The organism is Streptomyces sp. NPDC102441, from assembly GCF_044765585.1.
Lineage (GTDB): Bacteria > Actinomycetota > Actinomycetes > Streptomycetales > Streptomycetaceae > Streptomyces.
In genome coordinates, this window is sequence record NZ_JBIWKH010000022.1 from 104,711 (window position 1) to 125,555 (window position 20,845).

The following is a 20,845-nucleotide window of genomic DNA, read 5'->3' on the forward strand; positions in this document are numbered from 1 at the left end:
GTGGACCAGGGGCTTCAGGTTTTCGCCGTGTTACGCCTTACTGGGAGGCGCACGCGTCGAAGCGCTTCCGGGGCACGCGTCGGTACGCTCTCGTCCCGCGAACGGAATTGGGAACGTACACAGCCCGTTCGGGCGCGCAGGATTCCAGGGCAGAGAAGAGGTACCCGTGGGCACAGTCATGGATGAAGCCGCTGCCGCCGAGTTCCACGCGTTCTTCGAGGCGCACTACGCCGAACTCGCCCGGCTCGCCCATCTGCTGACGGGCGAGGCCGACGCGGCGGACGACCTGGCAGCCGACGCGCTCATGGCGCTCTGGCACCGCTGGGACCGGGTCAGGGGCGCCGACCACCCGGCGGCGTACGCGAGGGGGGTCGTCGCCAACCTGGCCCGTACGCGCATCCGCAGCGCGGTGCGTGAGCGTCGGCGGATCGCCCTGTTCTGGGCGCCCAGCGGGGCCGGGGAGGGGTATGCGGCGGACGGCCCCGATGTGTCGGCCGTGGTGGACGTCCAAGGGGCCCTGCGCCGGCTTCCGTTCCGTAAGCGCGCGTGCGTGGTGCTTCGGCACGCCTTCGACCTGTCGGAACGTGACACCGCTCTGGTCCTCGGGGTCTCGGTGGGTACGGTGAAGAGCCAGACCTCGCGCGGTGTGGCGGAACTCCAGCGGCTGCTGGGGCCCGAGGCCCCGGCGGCACAGGTACAGGTGGCGGCCGCCGGACAGCCCGCCGGAGGAAGGCAGTGATGGACGAGGACCTGCGTGAGCGGCTGCGCACCGCCGCCGCTTCGCACCGCCCGGACCGGGCGCGGATGCTGGCCCGGATCGAGCGCGGCATGGCCGAGGAGCCGCCGGCCCGCCCCGTGCGAGCCCCTCGTGGGCCGATGCCGTGGCTGCGGGTCGCCGGCGCGACGGCGGCGGTGTGCGGGGTGCTGACGGCGGGAGCGTTCGCGGTGACGTCGGCCGGCCGGGAGGAGCCGGCGGGCGGACAGCGGGTGGCCGCCCCGCCCGTCTCGCCCGCCCCCGTGACGCCGTACCCGGGTGGGGGCGGCGCGCTGCCCGCCGGGAACGGCCCCCTGTGGTCGGACGGTTCGCTGAACCCGAACAGCAACAGCTACTGGGCGCAGAGCGAGGTGACGGTCAAGACGTCACGGCCGCTCTCCGCGCTCACCGTCGAGCTCCGGATCGCACTGAACGGCGGGGTGACCACCACCGGTTCCTGGCGCTCCCTGCCGGAGAAGGACTTCGTGGCGTCGGCGCGCGAGGAGGACGGCTTCCTGGTCTACCGCTGGACACTGAAGCCGGGACGGAGCGTGCCGACCGGTACGCACACCTTCGCGGGGCAGTACGACCACGCGGCGGGCGACCGCGACGCGGGGCGTGACGACTACACGGCGCGGGCGCGTGCGGCGGCCGGACCGGCGTCGGTGGGCGGGGACTTCAGCGTCACGCGGTGACCGCGCGACGGCGTCGCCGGGCGCGGGAAGAAACAAGTCCGAAACCCGGCAACCCTTCCGTGGGCGGTGGCGACCCAGGAGTGCAAGACGCTCCCCCCACCTTCCAGGAATCGGGATCAGCCAACATGAGTGAACGAGCGCACACGCACCGCCGCCGCGCCGGCAAGCGCCGCATGGCCGCAGCGCTGACCGCGGCCCTGAGCCTCACCGGCGCCGCCCTGGCCACGAACATGATGCTGCAGCCCGCCGGTGCCGCCCCCGCGGACACGACGGCGGCCGCGGTGGCCGAATGGCCCACCCCCACCGGCAGCGAGGCGGTCTCGGAGACCATCGAGGTCTCGGGCAGCTACGACGGCGGCCTCAAGGAGTTCCACGGCGAGGGCGACCTCGGCGGTGGCGGTCAGGAGGAGGGCCAGGACGCGCTCTTCGAACTGGCCGACGGGGCGACCCTCAGGAACGTCGTCCTCGGCTCCCCTGCCGCCGACGGCGTACACTGCTCCGGCAGCTGCACCCTCGAGAACGTCTGGTGGACGGATGTCGGCGAGGACGCCGCCTCCTTCAAGGGCAAGTCGTCGGGCTCCGTGTACAGGGTGAACGGCGGAGGCGCCAAGGGGGCCGACGACAAGGTCTTCCAGTTCAACGGCGCGGGCAAGCTGACCATCTCGGGCTTCCAGGTCGAGGACTTCGGCAAGCTCGTCCGGTCCTGCGGCAACTGCTCCACGATGTACAAGCGCGACATCGTCGTGAAGGACGTCGACATCACGGCGCCGGGCAAGTCCCTGGTCGGCATCAACAGCAACTACGGGGACACCGCCACGCTGAGCTCGATCCGGATCCACGGCGACAGCAGCAAGAAGATCGAGCCGTGCGTCCGCTACGAGGGCAACGACAGCGGTGACGAGCCGGAAGAGATCGGCAGCGGCCCCGACGGCGAGTTCTGCCTGTACTCCGAGTCGGACATCACCTACGACTAGGGTTCGGCCGGAATCTCCCGCGCGGTCCGCCCCCGCCCGCCGTACACCGGCGCCGGTGGGGGCGGGCCGTGCGCGGTCCGGCGCGCGGCACCGGCGATTGCGTCATGGTTTCGCCCGGTCGACACTGGGACGTAAGGATCCTGCTCGGGGAACCTACCGAGGATGTGCGCGCATGCCCAGCTCCGACAGCACCGGCCGCGAGGGCCGGGACCCGGACGCCGAGATCGTGGCCCCGGGGGACGGCGGACCCGACGAGGGGCCGTCGGACGTCTTCCTGGACGTACCCGCCCTGCATGTGGACAAGCTGGACCTGGAGGTCGACGACCTGGAGGCCCACGTCTCCCTGAAGGCCGAGGTGCTGGACCTTCTGAAGCTGAACGTCGGGGCGGATGTGCGGCTCGGGCGGGTCCAACTGGGTATCGAGGGTGTGGATGTCCAGGCCCAGCTCAAGGTGCGGCTCCACCACATCGCCGCCATCGTCACCCGGCTGCTGGCCACGGTGGACCGCAACCCGCAGATTCTCGAACAGCTGACCCGCGGCGTGGGTGCGGCGGTCGAGGACGTCGGGGCCGGCACCGGCCGGGCCGCGGGAGAGCTGGGCGAGGGTGCCGGCGCGGCGGTGAGCGAGGTCGGCCGGGGAGCGGGGAGCGCGGTCGAGTCCGTCGGTGCGGGCACAGGCACGGCGGTGGAAGACGTCGGCTCCGGAGCGGGCTCCGCCGTCGACGACGTGGGCCGCAGCGCCGCGGACGCCGTCGAGGAGGTCGGCGAGGAGGGGCTCGAAGGCGGGCAGGAGGAGAAGGCGGAGGAGGGCTCCGGCCGCCCGGCCGCCCGCCGTCGGCGCAGAGCTCCGGAGCGCTCCGCCGAGCCGGACAAGCCCCGCCGCAAGGCTCCCGCGAAGAAGGCGACCCGGGCTGCGGAGAGAAAGGCCGCCCCCGCCGAGAAGCCGACGGCCAAGAACCCGACGGCCAAGAAGGCCGTGGCGAAGAAGTCGTCTGCGGCGAAGACCGTCACCAAGAGAGCGGCGGGCCGCCCTCGGCACCGGACGTAGCCGGCAGCCCGGGCGCCGGCTCCCGGACCGGAGCGCCCAGCCATGTGTCCAGCCAGCCGAACACCTGGTCCTGCATGGCCGCCGTGAAGGCATGGCCGACGTCCGGCCACACGGTGGTGGTGAGCCGGTCGCCCGCTCCCTGCGACTCCCACACCGCGCGCAGTTTCGTGTACGCCGCTTCCACCCCCGCCGTCGTGAAGAGGTGGTCCCGTCCGCCCGCGTGGAACAGTGCGGGCTTGGGGGCGGCGAGGGACGCCACGCAGCTGGAGGAGGCTGGCGGCCAGCGCCTGCTGGTCCTCGTAGGCGAGCGGGCCGCGGTCGCCCCAGCCCAGGGTGTCCACGGCGAGCATGGCGTAGCCGCGTGCGGCCAGTTCGTCGCCGATGAACCGGCCGTCGTAGTACCGGTCCGCCCATGCGGTGGCCCGCGCGAGGCGGTCCGGGTCCGACCGGGGCCGTACGGCCTTCTCCCGGCCGATCGTGAACTCGGACCCGTGGTCGTGAAGGACCAGCACCGCGGGGAAGGGACCCGTCCCGTGGGGCACCAGCAGGGAGCCGCAGGTGAGTTCGTCCCTGAGCCGCTCGTAGAAGGCGGGCAGGACCCGTCCGGTGATCCCCAGGTTCACGCGTGGGGGCGCCAGTCGCCCAGGTATCCGGCGGCGGTGTGCGCGCGGGCCTCGGAGGCGGTCAGCTGCGGACGGTTGCCCGGGACGGTGATGCGGGCGCCGGGGCCGGTGTTGCGGTATTCGGCGAAGCGCTGGTCCTGCCACGGGAAGCCCGAGGACATCGTGCCGTACGGCGTGACCGCGTCGATGCCCGCGCCGAGGTGGCTGTCGCGGACGGTCAGCATCGGGTGGGCCGTGAGGTCCGAGGAGGGCACCCAGGGGCGCGCCAGCTTGTAGTACGCGTCGGGGGCGGTGGTGGTGACCCGGGAGCGCAGGACCAGGTAGCCGCGCGGGTTGGCTCCGGCGGTGCTGGGTGCGAAGACGAAGCCGTACGGGGCCGAGCCCAGGTCGGTGCGGGTCAGGGTGCGGAAGTGGCAGCGGTCGTAGACGGCGGTGGCACGGCCGAAGACGAAGTCGACGTCTCCCTCCATGTAGCAGTCGCGGTAGTACTGGCGGGCGAAGTCGGTCAGGGCGAGGGAGTCGGAGTACAGGGTGTCCTGGTGGCCGAGGAAGCGGCAGCCGTAGAACGCGGAGCGGTCGCCCTGCACCTTGACCGCGACGGCCTGGGTGCCGGTGTACTCCGGGTTGTCGGAGCGCAGCCAGTCGTTGGCGAAGGTCATGTCGCGGGCGGTGAAGCCGGCGGCCTGGACGGTGACGGTGGCCGATCCGCTCGTGCCGTAGGTGCCGGACCCGTCGGGCTTGGGCGTACCGGCCGCGTTGCCGTACACGATGACGGTGTCGCGGGGGTCGCCGCTCGCGCCGATCAGTGTGAGGTCCGCCCGGTCGGCGGTGACGAGGACCGTGGAGCGGTAGGTACCGGGGGCGAGCACCAGGGTGTGGCCGGTGCCGGACGCTGCGTCGACGGCGGACTGCACGTCGGTGTGGTCGCCCCTGCCGTGCCGGTCGACGTAGAGCGTGCGGGCGTCGAGGCGCCGCGACGGTGAACCGTAGCGGCCGAAGGGGCTGTGGTGCGCGGGCGTGGCCTGGGCGGCGGGTGTGCCGAGGGCGAGGGCGGCGCCCGCGCCCGCGAGCAGGGTCAGCGCACTGCGTCTGCTGGGCATGGCGGTACTCCTTGCGAAGAGAGGAGAGGTACGGCCGGAGCGGCGCCCTCCGGGGTGGTGGAAGGGTGCGGTGCCGCTCCGGCCGGGACCGGGGTGGGGCAGGGGTCAGCGGACCGACGGGTTGCCGGCGCCGGCCTTGAGGCCCACCAGCAGGGGGACGAGCAGGGGGTGGTCGACCTTCGTGCGGAGCTTCGGGGTCCAGCCGGCGCCCTCGGTGAGGTGCTCGGCGGGGACGCCCGCGTTGTGCACGGCGATCAGGTCGGTCTTCCGCCCGTTGACGTAGTTGTCCCCGGCGGTGAGGGAGGACTCGGACCACTTCTTGAGGACGGTGGCCTTGTCGAAGCCCTTGGCGACGGTGAACGCGTTGTGCTCGGCGACGAGTTGTGACTCGGCACCGATGCCGTAGGTGTAGCCGTACGCGGCGCCCCTGGAGGCGACGAAGTGGTTGTTGTACGAGTCGACCTGGCCGAAGCGGACGCGGGGCGCGCGCTCGTTGACGTCCTTGAAGAGGTTGTGGTGCAGGGTCACCCGGAGCTTGCCCCGGTCGTCGGCCCCGGCGCTGTCGCTGTTGCCGATGAGCATCGTCTTGTCGTGGTCCTTGAGGACGTTCCACGACACGGTGACGAGGTCGGCGCCACGGACGATGTCGAAGAGCCCGTCGTGCTGCTGGAACAGCTCGTTGAAGTAGCGGGGCTGGTCGGCGTCGGGGCGGTCACCGTCGCTGAAGGTGTTGTGGTCGACCCAGACATGGCGGGAGCCGTGGACGACCAGGTTGTCGTACTCGGAGTTCCAGTGGCCGGTGTCGCCGTCGGTCGGGTCCCACTGGGGGAAGCAGTCGTAGGTGTCCTCGAAGGAGATGTTGCGGACGATGACGTTCGAGACGTTCTTCACCTGGAGGCTGGCACCGACGACCGTGGCGTCCTTGCCGACGCCGACGAGCGTGGTGTTGGACGGGACGTTCACGTTGACCGCGGCCGCCTGCATCTTCGCGGACGCGACACGGGCGCCCTCCAGCGGCCCCGAGGGGACCTCCTCGGTGCCCCAGACGGCCGGGTCGTAGGCGGCGAGGTACTTCTCCAGGGTGTAGCCGTCCTGCTGGTAGGCCTCGCAGCCGATCGGGGTGCCGGCCGCGTCGGAGTTGCCGTGGACGGTGCCGGCGATCCTGACGATCTTCGGCGCGTCCCCGGCGTCCTCGAAGGCGGCGATGAGCTCGGCCCGGTTGGTCACGGTGTAGATGTGGTCGGGGGTGGCCTTCGCCCCGCCCGTGGTGGAGCCCTCGGCGGCGGCCCAGCCGTCGCCCGGGGCGAGTACGGAGCGCTCGATTCCCTTGCCGTGGTGGGAGGAGGCCTGGGCGGGGAGGCTCACCGCGAGGGCGAGCGAGGTGCAGCCCATCACCACCGCGATGGCGCGGACGTGTCTCATGCGTGCGGGCATGGCGGATCCCTAACTGTCGTACGCGTGAATGGAAGAGGAGAAGTGGGAGCGTGGATCAGGCCTGCGGCCAGGTGATCCATGTCCCGGGCACCGGCCCGTCGAGACGGCGCACGTCGCGCGGGGCGAGTACGCGCCGGTCCAGCAGGGCGCGGGTGGTCATCCTGGCCACCTCGACCGCGCCGTCGGGACGGAAGTGGGTGTTGTCCTGGTTGCCGTCCGGGTAGTTCGGCGACTCCCCGGGCTCGAGCCAGTTGAAGTACGCCTCGGTCCCGTCGGGGCCGAGTTCCTGCCAGCGCGCGAGGGAGAGCGCCTGCATGTCGAGGAGGGTCACGCCCTCCTCGGACGCCAGGGCGCGCATCGCGGCGGGGTACTCCCCGTGGGTGGGCTTCGCGGTGCCGTCCTCGGCGAAGCGGCGGCGCTCGACCGGGGTGATCAGCACGGGCTCCGCGCGACGGGCTCGGGCGCCCTTGGTGTACTGGCGCAGATACTCCTGGTAGGTGGTGTACGGGTCGGTGCCCCGGGCGGGGTCCTCGGTCTTCTCGTCGTTGTGCCCGAACTGGATGAGCACCAGGTCGCCCGGGCGGACGCCTTCCAGGAGGGTGGCGAGACGGCCCTCGTCGATGAAGCTCTTTGAACTCCGGCCGTTCACCGCGTGGTTGGCGACGGTGAGCGCACGGCCGAGGAAGAAGGGCAGGGCCATGCCCCAGCCGGTCTCGGGCGCGGCGTCGGCGTACTTCTGGGCCGCCGTGGAGTCTCCCGCGATGTGGAGTGTCCGGGTCCGGGGCCTGTCCCCGCCGCCGCCGTGCGCGAACGCGGGGCCGGCGGTGAGGGCGAGGGGCAGCGCGAGGAGCGCGGCTGCCGTCTGTCTACGGGTGAGTGACACAGGATGATCTGCCTCTCTCGGAGGACAAACGTGTGGTGGTGCGCTGGAAGAGGGACCGGCGGCGGGGTGCGACCCGGACCGCCGCCGGTCCCCCGGTCAATGGGGGCGGGGCTGGGGCGGTGCGGCCGGGATCAGCCGTTGCCCAGCTCCGTCCACTCCTTCTGGGAGGCGTTCAGCTCGCCGGCCATCTTGTCCAGGAAGGCCTTGGCCGTGACCTTGCCGAGGAGCAGCTTCTGGAACTCCGGCTCGTTGTCGGCCTTGCTGATGTTGTTCCAGTCGGGCAGGTAGTACGGCAGGTCGACGATCTTGGTGGAGCCGTCGGTGAGGGCCTTCGCGGCGAGCGCGGTCGGCTCGGTCTCATTGATCCACGGGTCCTTGGCCGCCTCGGTGTTGGCCGGGATGGCGCCTGCGGACTCGTTCCACTTGCTGTTGGACTCGTGCGAGGCCGCGAACTCGATGAACTTCCAGGCGGCGTTCTTGTTCTTGCTGGACCGGAAGAGGCCGAGACCGTCGACGGGGTTGGAGACCTGGACGCGCGTGCCGCCCTCCCCGATGGGGGCGGGTATGCCGGCGAACTTGCCCTCGCCCAGCGCCTTCAGGTGGTCCTGGTAGGAGCCGAGGTTGTGGCTGAGCATCCCGATGGTGCCGGTGTCCCACTGGGCGACCATCTTGGTGAAGTCGTTGTTGACGTCGGCGGACGGCGTCGTCTTCTTGAAGAGGGCGGCGTACTTCTCCAGTGCCGCGACGTTCTTCGGGTCGTTCAGGGTCGTCTTCTCGCCGTCCCAGAAGTCCGTGATTCCGGACTGGCCGTAGATCGCGTCCAGGGCCTGCGCGATGGAGCCGGCGCCGCCGCGGATGGTGTAGCCGAACTTGTTGTTCTTGGCGTCGGTGAGCTTGTCGGCCGCCTCGTAGAACTTGGGCCAGGTGGTGGGCGCCTCGAGCTTCGCCGCGTCGAACAGGTCGGTGCGGTACCAGAGCGCTCCGTTGTTGGCGGAGGTCGGCACGGTGTACATGTCGTCGCCCCGGCCGGCCGCGGCTCTCACGCTCTCGACCATGTTGTCGACGAGTTTGCCCTTCAGCTCCGACTTCTCCAGCCGGTCGCTGATCGGCTCCAGGGCCTCCTGGGACACGATGTTGGCCAGGTACGCGGTGCCGACGCCGCCCACGTCGGGCAGACCGCCGCCCGCGATGGCCGTGTCGTACTTGGACTGGACGTCGGCGATCGGGATCGGGACGTACTTGACCTTGATGTCCGGGTTCTCCTTCTCGAAATCCTTGATGATCTCGGTCCAGATGGCGGTCCTCGGGCCGCCGTTGTTGTCCCAGAAGGTGATCTCGCCCTTCCCGCTGCCCTCCGTGCCCGAGCTGCTGCCGTCGTCGCCACAGGCGGTGGCCCCGAGGGCCAGGACCGCCGTGAGGGACACCGCGGTCGCGGCACGTCCCCGGAGCGTCTTCGAGATGTTCATGTCTGCTCTTCTCTCTCGGATCTGTACGCGTACGTGGGGGGAGGTCAGTGGTGTGTGCGCCGCGGCGCGGCGCCGACGTGCTTCTGCGGGCCCGCGTTCCGGGTCACGAGCTTCGGTCGTGGTCCGCGTTGTCCATCCGGATCGCGTCGAAGCCGGTGGTGACGGTGACCACCTCGCCGGCGGGGCCGCCGCTGTGGTGCGCCGCGGGCTGCGTCCCGGTGGCGGCCGATGCCCCGTCCGGGACGGTGGGCAGGAGGAAGGCGGCGGCGAGGGCGATCGCCGTGACCAGTGTTCTCGCTCTGGTGCGCTCGGTACGGAGGTGCGTCATTGCGACTCTCCCAAAGCGGTGCGGGGTCAGGTTCCGGTTGGTGTTCCGGTGGTGCGGAATGCGGTGAAGCCGGCTGTTCCGGACGGCCCTGTCCCGGTCGGAGCGGTGGCGAAGAGGCCTAGGAGCGCTCCCACCCAGCGCCAGGGGGTGGCGGCGAAGACCTGGCCCGACGCCTGGAAGCCGGCCCCGTCGCCGGTGTCGGCGTAGAAGCGGCAGCGGGCGCCCCGGGTGACCTCGATACGGACGCGGAGGGAGGCCCCGGGCGCGGGGCGGGGGTGTGCGGCGTCCCGCTCGTGCTCGGCGACGGCTTCGGCGTACCGGTGCACGAGGGCGGCCGTCCCGTCGGCCCCGGCCTCCAGGCCGATCCAAGAGAACGCGTCGCCGAGCACGGCGAGACCGGCCTTGGCCCCCGGTTCACGGGAGTCCAGCGTGATCCCGGTCTCGACGGTGAACTCCTCGGCGGGCAGCCGCTGCACCAGGACGTTGGGCAGGGCGCGCAGATCGTGCCCGTACGCGGTCCGTACGCAGCTCAGGCGCAGCCCGTCGCCACCGTGGCCGACCGTCCAGCCGGGCCGCGGGTTGGCCGCCCACTGCCACTGACGGCCGTACCGGCCACCCGGGAAGTCGTCACTGGAGGCCGGAGCTTCGACGGTCTGCTCCGGGGCCTTCGGGCGGCGGTGCACGAGGACGGGTTCACCCTCGTCGCCGATGACCGGCCAGCCCCCCTCCCAGCGCATCGGCTGGAGGTGCACCACACGGCCGTACGCTCCGCGGGACTGGAAGTGCAGGAACCAGTCCTCACCGGCGGCGGTCCTGACCCAGCCGCCCTGGTGCGGACCGTTGACCTCGGTGGTGCCCTGCGCCAGGACGACCCGCTCCTCGTAGGGGCCGTCGAACGTCCGCGAGCGGAAGGCGCCCTGCCAGCCGGTCTCCACTCCCCCTGCCGGGGCGAAGATCCAGAACCAGCCGTCGTGGAGGTAGAGCTTGGGGCCCTCCAGGGTGAACCAGCCCGGGATCGTGTCGGCGTCGATCAGGGTGGTGCCCTCGTCGAGCAGTTCGCGTCCGTCGGGGGTCATCCGGTGGCCGGTGAGCCGGTTCTTGATGCCGGAACGGGACTTCGCCCAGGCGTGCACCAGGTAGGCCTCGCCGGTCTCCTCGTCCCACAGGGGGCACGCGTCGATGAGGCCCTTGCCGGACTTGACGAGGTGCGGGGCGCTCCAGGGGCCGCGGATGTCCTCGGCGTTGATCTGCTGGATGCCGTGGTCGGGGTCGCCCCAGAAGATCCAGAAGCGTCCCGCGTGGTGGCGCAGGGAGGGCGCCCAGACCCCGCAGTCGTGGCGGGGCACCGCGAAGTCGGCATCCGGTCCGAGCCGGTCGAGTGCGTGGCCGACCAGGGTCCAGTTGACGAGGTCGCGGGAGTGCAGCAGGGGCAGCCCGGGGACGCGGCCGAAGCTGGACGCGGTGAGGTAGTAGTCGTCGCCGACGCGTACGACGTCCGGGTCGGACCAGTCGGCGTTCAGGACCGGGTTGCGGTAGGTGCCGTCCCCGGGGTCGGCCGTCCAGGGCATCGTCATGCGGAGACCGCCTTACGGACGTGGGCCGCCGCGGCGTCCCGGTCGAGCCGGCCGTCGGCGACGACGGTGACGACCCGGCGCACGACGGTGGCCCCGGCCGCGACGGGCAGCCGGCGGTCCGCGGCGAGTGAGGAGCCGACCCCCGGGTATTCGGTGGTGCGTACGAACCACGGGTCGCGCCGGGTCTCGTCGGTCGCGCCGGCGAAGACGAGCGTCCAGCCGTCCCCGGCGAGGGCCAGCCAGTCGGCGGCCCTGCCGTGCACGGCTTCCTCGCCGTCGAGCGTTCCGCTGAACACGGCGGGCGGCTCGGCCGCCTTGGGGGCGCGCCAGAAGAAGCCGCCGTATCCGGCGCCGGGGCGTCCGTTGGTGGCGGGGCTGCCGATGGAGAGGTCCGTGCTGCCGCGGTTGGAGAGGGAGAAGGAGAAGTCCAGCGCCCAGGCGGTGTCGGAGAGTCCGGCCGCCGCGACGGTGCGGTGCTCGCGCAGCAGCTCGGTTCCGCCGGCCTCCCAGCTGAGCTCCTCCACGAAGCCGTCCGGGTCGCGGAGCTTCCAGCCGAGGTGGCGTTGCGTCCCGTGGTTGTCGAGCACGGTGGGGCCCTGGTCGCGGACGTAGGTGCGCCCGCCCCAGAAGTTGTGTCCGGCCACGTCGGGCACCGCGACGGACGCGCCGAGGTGGTGGACGTGGTCGGCCGGCCGCTCCTCGGTGACGGGGGTGCCGGCGAGCGTGGTGACGGGGTGCAGATAGGGGCGGCTGCCCGTCTCGGGCCCGTAGCCGTAGCGGCCGACGGGGCGTCCGGCGCAGCTGAGGAGTGCGGTGGTCATGGTGTGCTCACCTCGCTGGGTCGCGCCCAGGAGGCGCCTAGTTCGGAGAAGAGGGTGAGGGTGTCGGCCGCGGCGGCGACGGTGCCGTCGATGCCGCGCACGATGCGCCGTACGCCGTCGCCCTGGTCAGCGGGCCGGGTGTGCCACGCGGTGGCGGGCAGCGCGGTGGGCTCGGGTGCGGTGCGTACGGCCTCGAGGACCCGCATGAACGCGCCGGTGCGCTCCGGCGGCACGAGGAGCGCGGTGCCCTGCTCCAGGTGGTCGGCGAGGTTCTCCAGGAGGTCGGTCCTCCCGTGCACGGTCTCCTCGGGGCCGTGTCCGGCGCGCTGCACGAGGACCCGGTCCTGCTTGTACCAGAAGGTGATCCGGCCGCGGTCGCCGTGGACGATCACATACGGCTCGCCTGCCTCCTCCGCGCAGAGGGTGACCGCGATGGTCACCGGCATCCCGTCGGTGGTGGTGATCCGGACGCAGCTGGTGTCGTCGGACTCGATGTCGTGGGCCCGGAACAGCTCGGTCTCGATGGACGCCACGTCCTCGGCCGTTCCCCGGCCGGCGAGTTCCAGCGCCGTGGCGACGGCGTGCGCCAGCGGATTGGTGAGCACCCCGTCGACCACGTCGGTTTCGCCCATCCGGCGGCGCCCGGCCCACGGTGCCCGCCGGAAGTAGGCGTCGTCGCGGACCCAGGCTCCGGCGGCGCCGATGCCCCGGACGGTGCCGATCGACCCGGCGCGTACGAGCTCCTTGACGGCGGGCACGGCGTGCGAGCCGAGGGACTGGAAGCCGACCTGGCAGGCGATGCCCGCCTCGCGTACCCCGTCGGCCATGCGGGCGTAGTCGTCCCAGGTCGCGGCGGGCGGCTTCTCCAGGAGGAGGTGCACGCCACGGGCCGCGGCGGTCAGGGCCAGCGTGGTGTGTGTCGGGATGGGGGTGCAGATGACGGCGGCGCGGGCGCCGGTGGAGTCCAGGAGAGCCCCGAAGTCGGCGGACTGTTCGGGCATCTCCCCGGCGAACATGTCGAGTTCACCGTCGGTCAGCGGGTTCAGTTCGCAGATCCCGGCCAGCCTGACCAGGCCCTGGTGCTGGAGGCGGCGGATGTTGGCGAGGTGCCAGCGGCCGTGGCCGCGGGCTCCGGCCAGGACCAGGGGCAGTGGGGTGGTCGCACGCGTCGGGTGGTGCGTCCGGGTCATGTCCGTCATCCCTTCACGGCGCCGGCGCTGAAGCCGGTGATGAGCCACTTCTGGATGAAGGCGAAGACGATCACCACGGGCACGGCGGCGATGACACCGCCCGCGGCCAGCGCGCCCAGGTCGACGCTGTCGGCGCCGATCAGGGTGTTGAGGCCGACCGGGATCGTCTGCTTGTCCTGTTCGCTGAGGAACATCAGGGCGAAGAGGAAGTGGTTCCAGCTGTGGACGAAGGCGAACGACCCGACCGCGATCAGTCCGGGGCGCAGCAGCGGCAGGACGACGGCGCAGAACGCCTTGAAGCGCGAGCAGCCGTCCACCCAGGCGGCCTCTTCGAGGGAGACCGGCACGTTCTTGATGAAGCCGCTGATCAGGATGATCGAGAGGGGCAGCTGGAAGACGGTCTCCGCGATGACGACACTCCCCAGGGAGTTGATCATCTGGAGGTTCTTGAAGATCTCGAAGAGCGGCACGAGCATCAGGGCGCCCGGGATGAACTGCGAGCAGAGCAGCGCCAGCATGAAGGCGCCCTTGATCTTGAAGTTGAACCGGGCCAGGGCGTAGCCGCCGGCCAGCGCGACCAGGGTCGTGGCGATCAGCGTCGCGATGCCGACCATCATGCTGTTCTGGAAGAAGAGGGCGAAGCTGCGCTCGTTCCAGACCTTGGAGAAGTGGTCCCCCGTCATCGGCCAGGGCACCAGCGAGGTGGACCCCGCGGGCCGTACGGCGAAGAGGAGCATCCAGTAGAACGGGATGAGCGTGAAGAGCAGATAGATGCCGAGCGGCACGTAGATCTGCCAGCGCGGGACGTCGTCGAAGGCACGCTCGCGCTTGGAGCGGCGGTGCGAGGAGGGCGGCGGGAGGTCGTTGCCCCCGGACAGTCCCGGGGTGCGGGCGTCGTTCTTCTCCACGAGTGCGGCAGTCACTTGTTGTCGCCTCCGAACTTGCTCAGGCGCAGATAGACGATCGAGCAGAAGAGGAGGATCACGAAGGCGACGGTGGTGAGCGCGGAGGCGTATCCGAAGTCGTGGCCCTCGATGCCTGTGTTGGCGACGTAGAGGGGCAAGGTGGTGGTCTCGCCCGCGGGCCCGCCGCCGGTGAGGGTGTAGAGCAGGTCGACGTTGTTGAACTCCCAGACCCCGCGCAGCAGGGTGGCCAGGATGATCGCGTCGCGCAGGTGCGGGAGCGTGATGTGGAAGAACTGCCGCAGCCGGCCCGCTCCGTCCACCGACGCCGCCTCGTACAGCTCCTTGGAGACGGACTGGAGGTCGGCGAGGATGAGAATGGCGAAGAAGGGGACTCCGCGCCAGAGTTCGGAGATGGTCGCCGCCCAGAAGACGGTCCCGGTGTCGGAGAGGACCGAGGTGCCGTACTCACCGATGCCGGCGTCCGCGAGGTAGCGGCTGAAGCCGGTCGAGGAGTTGTAGAGCAGGATCCAGATGGTGCTGGTGAGTACCCCGGAGACCGCCCAGGGTGAGAAGACCATGGCGCGGGATATCCCGCGGCCGATGAAGCTCTGGTTGACGATCAGCGCGAGGGCGAGGCCGAGCGCGAGTTGCAGGGTCACCTGGGTGAAGACCCACTGGGCGCTGAAGCCGAGCGTCGGCCAGAACTGCTCGTCCTCGGTGAAGATCTTGATGAAGTTGTCGAAGCCCGCGAAGCCGTTCCGCCACGGCTTGGTGACGTTGTAGTTCTGGAGGCTGTAGTAGAAGACGCTGACCACCGGGTAGGCGATGAACCCCAGCATCAACAGGCCCGCCGGCGCGATCAGCAGGTACGGCAGGCGGCGGGGGGTGGCCGAGCGGCGCTTGGACGCCTTCCCCTTGGGGGGCGGTGTGGCCACGGCTGCGGATTGGGCCATGACGCGTCTCCGATCTCTGGAAAGTGCTGGATGTGCCGTGCTTTCGGTGCATGATGCAAGCGCTTACCGCATGCCGTTCGGTATCCCGGACGAGGCGGTGCGCGGAATTCTCTTCGCCCGGTTCAGCCCGCGTAGGGGTCGGGCACTTCTCCCTGCCTGGCCAGGAACGTGAAGTCGCAGCCGGTGTCCGCCTGGGTGATCTGGTCCTGGTAGAGCGCCCCGTAGCCGCGCCCGTAGCGGGCGGGCGGCTCGGTCCACCCGGACCTGCGGAGCTCCAGTTCCTCGTCGGTCACGTCGAGGTGGAGCAGCCGTGCCTCGACGTCGAGCGTGATCAGGTCACCGGTGCGCACCAGCGCGAGCGGTCCGCCGACGAAGGACTCGGGTGCGATGTGCAGGACGCAGGCCCCGTAACTGGTGCCGCTCATCCGGGCGTCGGAGAGGCGCACCATGTCCCGTACACCCTGCTTCAGCAGGTAGTCGGGGATCGGCAGCATGCCGTACTCGGGCATGCCGGGGCCGCCCTTGGGTCCGGCGTTGCGGAGCACCAGCACATGGTCCGGGGTGAGGGCCAGGGCCGGGTCGTTGATCGTGCGCTGCATCTCCTTGTAGTCGTCGAAGACGACCGCGGGGCCGGTGTGGCGCAGCAGGTGCGGCTCGGCGGCGATGTGCTTGATGACCGCGCCGTCGGGGCAGAGGTTGCCGCGCAGGACCGCCACACCGCCCTCCTCCGCCAGCGGGTTGTCACGCTCCCTGATGACGTCGGTGTTGTGGACGAGCGCCCCGTCGAGCTGTTCGCGCATCGTGGAGTGCGCGACGGTGGGCCGGTCCAGGTGGAGTACGTCGGTGAGCCGCGCCAGGAATCCGGGCAGCCCTCCGGCGAAGTGGAAGTCCTCCATCAGGTACTTTCCGCCGGGGCGGAGGTTGGCGAGGACGGGCACGGTGCGGGCGATGCGGTCGAAGTCGTCCAGGGTGAGCTTCACCCCGGAGCGGCCGGCCATCGCGATCAGGTGGATGACGGCGTTGGTGGAACCGCCGAGCGCGAGCACGGTGGCGACAGCGTCCTCGTAGGCCTCCGCCGTGAGGAGCTGCGACAACTTCAGCTGCTGCCACACCAGTTCCACGATGCGTAGCCCGGACTGTGCCGCCATCCGGTCGTGCCCGGAGTCCACGGCCGGGATGGACGAGGCACCCGGCACCGTGACGCCCAGCGCCTCGGCGGCGGCCGTCAGGGTCGAGGCGGTGCCCATCGTCATGCAGTGGCCCGGTGAGCGGGCGAGCCCGTTCTCCAGCTCGCCCATCTCGCAGTCGCCGATCAGACCGGCCCGCTTGTCGTCCCAGTACTTCCACATGTCCGTGCCGGAGCCCAGGACCTCGTCGCGCCAGTGGCCCGGCAGCATCGGCCCGGCGGGCACGAAGACCGTCGGCAGGTCGACGGACGCGGCACCCATCAGCAGTGCGGGCGTCGACTTGTCGCACCCGCCCAGCAGCACGGCGCCGTCGACGGGGTAGGAGCGCAGCAGCTCCTCCGTCTCCATCGCCAGCATGTTGCGGTAGAGCATCGGGGTGGGCTTCTGGAAGGTCTCCGAGAGCGTGGAGACCGGGAACTCGAGGGGGAAGCCGCCCGCCTGCCAGACGCCCCGCTTGACCGCCTGTGCACGTTCACGCAGGTGTACATGGCAGGGATTGATGTCGGACCAGGTGTTGAGGATCGCGATGACCGGCTTGCCCATGTGCTCCTCGGGGAGGTAGCCGAGCTGCCGGGTGCGGGCGCGGTGGCTGAACGAGCGGAGCCCGTCCGTGCCCCACCACTGGTGGCTGCGCAGCTCCTCGGGGGCGATGCGGCGGCCCACCGTGCCGGCGTCCGTCATATCGACCACCCGGCGACCAGGCCGGCGACCTCGGCGCGCTGCGCCTCGGGCAGTGCCCGGCTCGGAGCGCGTACGTCACGGCGGCAGAGCCCGAGCGAGGCCAGGGCCTCCTTGACGACCGTCACGTTGTTGGCGGACTGCCGGTCGGCGCGCAGGTCCTCGAAGCGTCGGATCTGCTCCCAGACCTTCATCGCCGCGACGTAGTCACCCGCCCGCAGCGCTTCCAGCATGGCGAACGAGACACCCGGGGCGACGTTGACGAGTCCGGAGGTGAAACCGGTGGCCCCCGTCGCGAAGTAGGAGGGGGCGTACAGCTCGGCGAGCCCGGCGACCCACACGAACCGCTCCAGCCCGGCGTCCCGGGCGAACGCGCCGAAGCGGGCGGCGTCCGGGACGGCGTACTTCACACCGATGACGTTGGGGCAGCTGTCGGCGAGCTCGGCGAGACGCTCGCCGGCGAGCAGCGGGTTGCGGACGTACGGGACGACCCCGAGACCGGGTACGGCCTCGGCGATGGCCCGGTTGTAGTCGATCCAGCCGTCCTGCGAGACGTAGGGGTGGACCGGCTGATGCACCATCACCATCTGGGCCCCGGCGTCCCTGGCGTGCTCCGCGGCGGCCACGGCGGTCGGCACGTCGTGACCGACGCCCACCAGGACGGTGGCGCGGCCGTCCGCCTCCTCGATGGTCAGCTCGGTGACGGTTCGCCGCTCGTCGGGGGTGAGCGCGTAGAACTCACCGGTGTTGCCGTTCGGGGTGACGATGCGGACACCGCCGTCGAGCAGCCGTCGCAGCAGGGCGCGGTGCGCCGGGACGTCGATGCTCCCGTCCTCGGCGAACGGGGTCACCGGGATCGCCACAACGTCTGCGAGGGCCGCCTTCAGCGGGGAGAGGTCCATGCGGACTGGCCTTTCGTCGAGGTGCTGGTGATATACGTCCAGCTGGTGGTTCACGCCGTGTCACCCCCGTCTTCGTCGTCGGGGAAGGCACGGCGTACGAACGATGCGATGTGGTCGTGCAGGGCCTGCACCGCGGCCGCCGCGTCGTCGGCGAGGGCGAGCCGCAGGATCTCGCGGTGCTCGGCCGCCTCACGTTCCCAGGACGGGTTCGCCGCCCAGGCCACGGTCGACACGAGTGCGGCCTGGTCGCGGATCTCGTCGAGCATCCGGGCGAGCAACGGGTTCCCGCATGGCACGTAGAGGGCACGGTGGAAGTCCCGGTTGGCGAGCGACCTGCCCGCCTGGTCGAGGGCCGAGTCGGCCCGCTCCAGGGCCTCCTGCGCCGCTTCCAGCGAGACCTTGCGGGTGATGGAGCGGCGCAGCGCCTCCGGCTCCAGGAGCAGGCGCACGTCGTACACCTCACGGGCCATGGCCGCGTCGACGAGCCGCACGGTGGCACCCTTGTACTGGCTCATGACCACGAGGCCGGTTCCCGCGAGCGTCTTCAGCGCCTCGCGTACGGGCGTCTTCGACACCCCGAACTGCGCGGCGAGTTCCGTCTCCACGAGGGCCTGCCCCGGTTGCAGTTGCGACGTCAGGATCGCGTGCTTGATCGCCTCCAGCACGTACTGGGTCCTGGACGGAATCGGGGCAGGCGCAAAGGTCATGGGTGAAGAGCTCTCGCATCTCGCGTATCGCGTCTCATATATGACGTACGAAGTACGACGCGATGAAGCTAGAGCGGTGGGAATGTTTCGTCAACGCTTCTGGCAAAAGAAGTTCGGCGAACATGGCGCGGGGCACTTCGGGGACGGGCCGGCGCGTCCCGGGGGGACATGGCGAAGGCCCCCGGCTGCACGCCGGGGACCTGGGCCTTCAGGAGCGGGGGACGCCTCCCGGGGTCAGCCGCCGCGGACGGCGGAGAGGGCGCCCGCCACGGCGCTCAGATCCGGCCCCGATGCCAGCCCCGCGTGGTAGAGGCGCAGTTCGTTCGCACCGAGCGAGGCCGCGTGCGCGGCGTCCCGCTCCAGCGTGCCGGGGCTGCCGCCCATGCCGCTCACCACGTTGAAGTTCGCCGCGAGCACCCCGGACAGCCCCGTGAACGGCCCGAGAACAGCCTCGCGTGCCGCTTCGCCGCCGGTGCAGGGCAGCACGACACCGTCGGCCGTGGAGAGGATGTGCGCGGGGTCCACCCCCACGTTGGCGCCGCTGCGGTAGGAGGCGGGATCGGCGTGCAGCAGGACCTGGAAGTCCGGCGCCGGCGCCGCGGCCCGTACGGCGGCGACAGCGGCCTCCTGGAGGCCTCGGGCGACCTGGACGCGCCATCGCAGGGTGGCGTCGGCGAGGTCGGCGCCGAGCAGTTCCTCCACACCGGACCAGCCCTGCTCACCGGAGCCCTGTCCCGCCCAGACCGGTTCCAGGGCGCGGCGCACCGCGCCGCGCAGTTCCTCGGCCTCGAGCCCGACGGAGGCGTAGCCGGCCCGGCAGTCGGGGCAGAAGCAGAGGGACATCAGATACTGCGCCGCGTCCCCGAGGGAGACACCCGAGGTCTTGTCGTGGGCGTGCAGATGGGCGAAGCCGTACCAGCCGCACGATTCCAGTTCGGTGCCCGCCGCCCCGGGGCGCACGGCCGCCTCCGCCGTGAGGTCCACCAGGTACGCGCGGACCGCGGGCCGCGCGATGCACGGTGCCCAGGGGTAGCGGTCGCCGTAGGCGTTGACCACGGAGGTCTCCGGATGCTCCGCGCCCATGCGCGAGTTGTGCGCGAGGACCACCCAGGAGTGCACCTGGAGGCCGGCGCCCGCGAGGGCCTCGGCCGCCTCGGCGTACGGGTCCTCCCCCGTCACCCAGGACTGCGCGTAGGGGCGCAGCTCTCGCCCCGTCCAGCGCGTGGCGTCCGGCGGGTAGAGCACCGCGGCGTGTTCGGCCGTCACGATCCGGCGGCCGGGGTGGCGCGGCGTCAGGGCCCGGGTGGAGTGGTAGGCGGAGGCGAGCGTCACCTGCTGGACGCCGAGACCGGCGAGGCGGGCGGGGGCGTCCGGATCCCCCACGACGTCCCAGGGGTACAGGAAGGCCGACGCCTTCACTTCGCCTCCCGTGCGCGGTACTTCTCCAGCAGTGTGCGGCCGTTCCCGATGATCGAGGTCAGCTCCTCGATGTGCGCGGCCGTGGGCTCGGTGAGCGGGGTGCGCACCGGCCCGACGTCCAGGCCCTCGAGCCGGACGGCCGCCTTCACGAGCGCCACCGCGTAACCGTGGCCCTTGGCCCGCAGTTCGACGAGCGGCCGGTAGAAGTGGTCGAGCAGCGCGTTGACCAGGTCGTCGTCACCGGAGTCCAGCGCCCGGTAGAAGGCCAGGGCGATGTCGGGCGCGAAGGCGAAGACGGCGGAGGAGTAGAGCGTGACGCCGATGCCGCGGTAGGCGAGCCCGGTGAGCTCGGCGGTCGGCAGCCCGTTGAAGTACAGGAAGTCCTCGCCGGGCAGCCCGGTGCGCACGGCACTGACGATGCGCTGCATCAGGTCGAGATCGCCGTGGCCGTCCTTGAGGCCGATGATCCCGGGGGTCCGGGCCAGTGCGACGACGGTCTCCGGGGTGAAGAGCGCGTTGTCCCGCTGGTAGACGACCGTCTCCAGGGAGGTGGCGGCGGCGAGGGCGGTGTAGTGGGCCAGCAGTCCTTCCTGGCCGGCGATGACGAGGTAGGGCGGCATGGCGAGGAGTCCGTCCGCGCCCGCCTCCTCGGCGAGCTTCGCGTACTGGATCGCGAGCGCCGTGCCGTAACCGGCGCCGGCGACGACGGGCACCTGTCCCGCGGTCTCCTCGACGGCCGCCCGGACGACGAGTTGGAACTCCTCCGGGGACAGGGCGTGGAACTCGCCGGTGCCGCAGCAGGCGAAGACGGCCGCGGCACCGGCGTCGACACCCGCGCGCACGTGCGCGCGGAAAACGTCGAGATCGACGGCGCCGTCCGGCCCGTAGGCGGTGACGGGGAAGAAGAGCGGCCCGGCGGCATCGGTGAGTCGGGCGGCAAGGGGGGCTGAGGTCACGGGCGCTCCCTGAGCAGGTTCAGGCGTGCACAATTATGATCGACGTCCATATTTCTGAACGCCGCCACGCTAAGGCAGCCGCGCGGCACCGGTCAAGACACGAACACTCAACCTCAAGACGAACCGACCGGCACCGGGCGACACTTGACGCGGCCCCCATGACTTCTTAGCGTGTCCACGCATGTGAATGCTGCCCATGGATTTACACACAGGGCGGTCGCGTGACGGCTGTGTGCCGCGCGCGCCTC

General features: G+C 71.2%; 19 protein-coding genes and 1 pseudogene. 4 read left to right on the forward strand and 16 right to left on the reverse strand.

Translation table 11 applies throughout. From position 1 onward, the window contains the following. Positions 1-166 precede the first annotated feature (166 nt). The 4 genes from ACIREO_RS36220 to ACIREO_RS36235 all read left to right on the forward strand — a co-directional run bounded on the left by ACIREO_RS36220 (position 167) and on the right by ACIREO_RS36235 (position 3,471). Complete coding sequence (locus ACIREO_RS36220) at positions 167-739, forward strand: SigE family RNA polymerase sigma factor (RefSeq protein WP_404118384.1); 573 nt, start codon at positions 167-169, stop codon at positions 737-739. After that, positions 739-1,449 carry a hypothetical protein gene (locus ACIREO_RS36225; protein WP_404118387.1) on the forward strand — a complete coding sequence of 237 codons (711 nt, stop codon included), beginning with the start codon at positions 739-741 and terminating at the stop codon, positions 1,447-1,449. Before ACIREO_RS36220 ends, ACIREO_RS36225 begins: the two co-directional genes overlap by 1 nt. Positions 1,450-1,574: 125 nt before the next feature. Further along, positions 1,575-2,423, forward strand: a complete 849-nt coding sequence (locus ACIREO_RS36230; protein WP_404118389.1) for a pectate lyase — start codon at positions 1,575-1,577, stop codon at positions 2,421-2,423. Between the two features lie 172 nt (positions 2,424-2,595). Beyond that, complete coding sequence (locus ACIREO_RS36235; RefSeq protein ID WP_404118391.1) at positions 2,596-3,471, forward strand: hypothetical protein; 876 nt, start codon at positions 2,596-2,598, stop codon at positions 3,469-3,471. On the opposite strand, the pseudogene ACIREO_RS36240 reads toward ACIREO_RS36235, so the two are convergent. The 16 genes and pseudogenes from ACIREO_RS36240 to ACIREO_RS36315 all read right to left on the reverse strand — a co-directional run. Continuing rightward, a pseudogene (locus tag ACIREO_RS36240) lies at positions 3,431-4,031 on the reverse strand (hypothetical protein); the annotation flags it as partial. The gene ACIREO_RS36235 and the pseudogene ACIREO_RS36240 sit on opposite strands and share 41 nt — an antisense overlap. Before the next feature lie 59 nt (positions 4,032-4,090). After that, entirely contained in the window at positions 4,091-5,194 is a 1,104-nt protein-coding gene (locus ACIREO_RS36245; protein WP_404118394.1) for a pectinesterase family protein, read from the reverse strand. Between the two features lie 105 nt (positions 5,195-5,299). Further along, on the reverse strand, positions 5,300-6,628 hold the full coding sequence (locus ACIREO_RS36250; RefSeq protein ID WP_404118396.1) for a polysaccharide lyase family 1 protein: 1,329 nt from the start codon (positions 6,626-6,628) through the stop codon (positions 5,300-5,302). Positions 6,629-6,683: 55 nt separating this feature from the next. After that, a complete protein-coding gene (locus ACIREO_RS36255; RefSeq protein ID WP_404118398.1) occupies positions 6,684-7,511 on the reverse strand; it encodes a rhamnogalacturonan acetylesterase in 828 nt (275 codons plus the stop codon). A gap of 131 nt (positions 7,512-7,642) precedes the next feature. Beyond that, positions 7,643-8,977, reverse strand: coding sequence for an ABC transporter substrate-binding protein (locus tag ACIREO_RS36260; RefSeq protein WP_404118400.1), 1,335 nt, complete (start codon positions 8,975-8,977; stop codon positions 7,643-7,645). Between the two features lie 103 nt (positions 8,978-9,080). Further along, positions 9,081-9,305, reverse strand: a complete 225-nt coding sequence (locus ACIREO_RS36265; RefSeq protein ID WP_404118403.1) for a hypothetical protein — start codon at positions 9,303-9,305, stop codon at positions 9,081-9,083. 26 nt (positions 9,306-9,331) lie between these two features. Then, complete coding sequence (locus ACIREO_RS36270; RefSeq protein ID WP_404118405.1) at positions 9,332-10,879, reverse strand: glycoside hydrolase 43 family protein; 1,548 nt, start codon at positions 10,877-10,879, stop codon at positions 9,332-9,334. Further along, positions 10,876-11,700 carry a PmoA family protein gene (locus tag ACIREO_RS36275; protein ID WP_404118406.1) on the reverse strand — a complete coding sequence of 275 codons (825 nt, stop codon included), beginning with the start codon at positions 11,698-11,700 and terminating at the stop codon, positions 10,876-10,878. Before ACIREO_RS36275 ends, ACIREO_RS36270 begins: the two co-directional genes overlap by 4 nt. Continuing rightward, positions 11,697-12,899: a Gfo/Idh/MocA family protein gene (locus ACIREO_RS36280; protein ID WP_404118409.1), complete on the reverse strand. Its 1,203-nt coding sequence runs from the start codon at positions 12,897-12,899 to the stop codon at positions 11,697-11,699. The genes ACIREO_RS36275 and ACIREO_RS36280 overlap by 4 nt, the downstream gene beginning before the upstream one ends. Continuing rightward, positions 12,896-13,813: a carbohydrate ABC transporter permease gene (locus ACIREO_RS36285; protein WP_404118411.1), complete on the reverse strand. Its 918-nt coding sequence runs from the start codon at positions 13,811-13,813 to the stop codon at positions 12,896-12,898. Before ACIREO_RS36285 ends, ACIREO_RS36280 begins: the two co-directional genes overlap by 4 nt. Then, on the reverse strand, positions 13,810-14,748 hold the full coding sequence (locus ACIREO_RS36290) for a carbohydrate ABC transporter permease (protein ID WP_404118413.1): 939 nt from the start codon (positions 14,746-14,748) through the stop codon (positions 13,810-13,812). The genes ACIREO_RS36285 and ACIREO_RS36290 overlap by 4 nt, the downstream gene beginning before the upstream one ends. Positions 14,749-14,870: 122 nt before the next feature. Then, positions 14,871-16,616: an L-arabinonate dehydratase gene (araD, locus tag ACIREO_RS36295; protein WP_404118416.1), complete on the reverse strand. Its 1,746-nt coding sequence runs from the start codon at positions 16,614-16,616 to the stop codon at positions 14,871-14,873. Further along, the gene (locus tag ACIREO_RS36300; protein WP_404118449.1) at positions 16,613-17,515 is read right to left on the reverse strand and encodes a dihydrodipicolinate synthase family protein; all 903 of its coding nucleotides are present in this window, start codon (positions 17,513-17,515) and stop codon (positions 16,613-16,615) included. The genes araD and ACIREO_RS36300 overlap by 4 nt, the downstream gene beginning before the upstream one ends. Before the next feature lie 50 nt (positions 17,516-17,565). Further along, a complete protein-coding gene (locus ACIREO_RS36305) occupies positions 17,566-18,222 on the reverse strand; it encodes a GntR family transcriptional regulator (RefSeq protein WP_404118418.1) in 657 nt (218 codons plus the stop codon). Between the two features lie 234 nt (positions 18,223-18,456). Next, positions 18,457-19,641, reverse strand: coding sequence for a hypothetical protein (locus ACIREO_RS36310; protein WP_404118421.1), 1,185 nt, complete (start codon positions 19,639-19,641; stop codon positions 18,457-18,459). Beyond that, the gene (locus tag ACIREO_RS36315) at positions 19,638-20,597 is read right to left on the reverse strand and encodes a 5-dehydro-4-deoxyglucarate dehydratase (RefSeq protein ID WP_404118424.1); all 960 of its coding nucleotides are present in this window, start codon (positions 20,595-20,597) and stop codon (positions 19,638-19,640) included. Before ACIREO_RS36315 ends, ACIREO_RS36310 begins: the two co-directional genes overlap by 4 nt. Between the last annotated feature and the right edge of the window lie 248 nt (positions 20,598-20,845).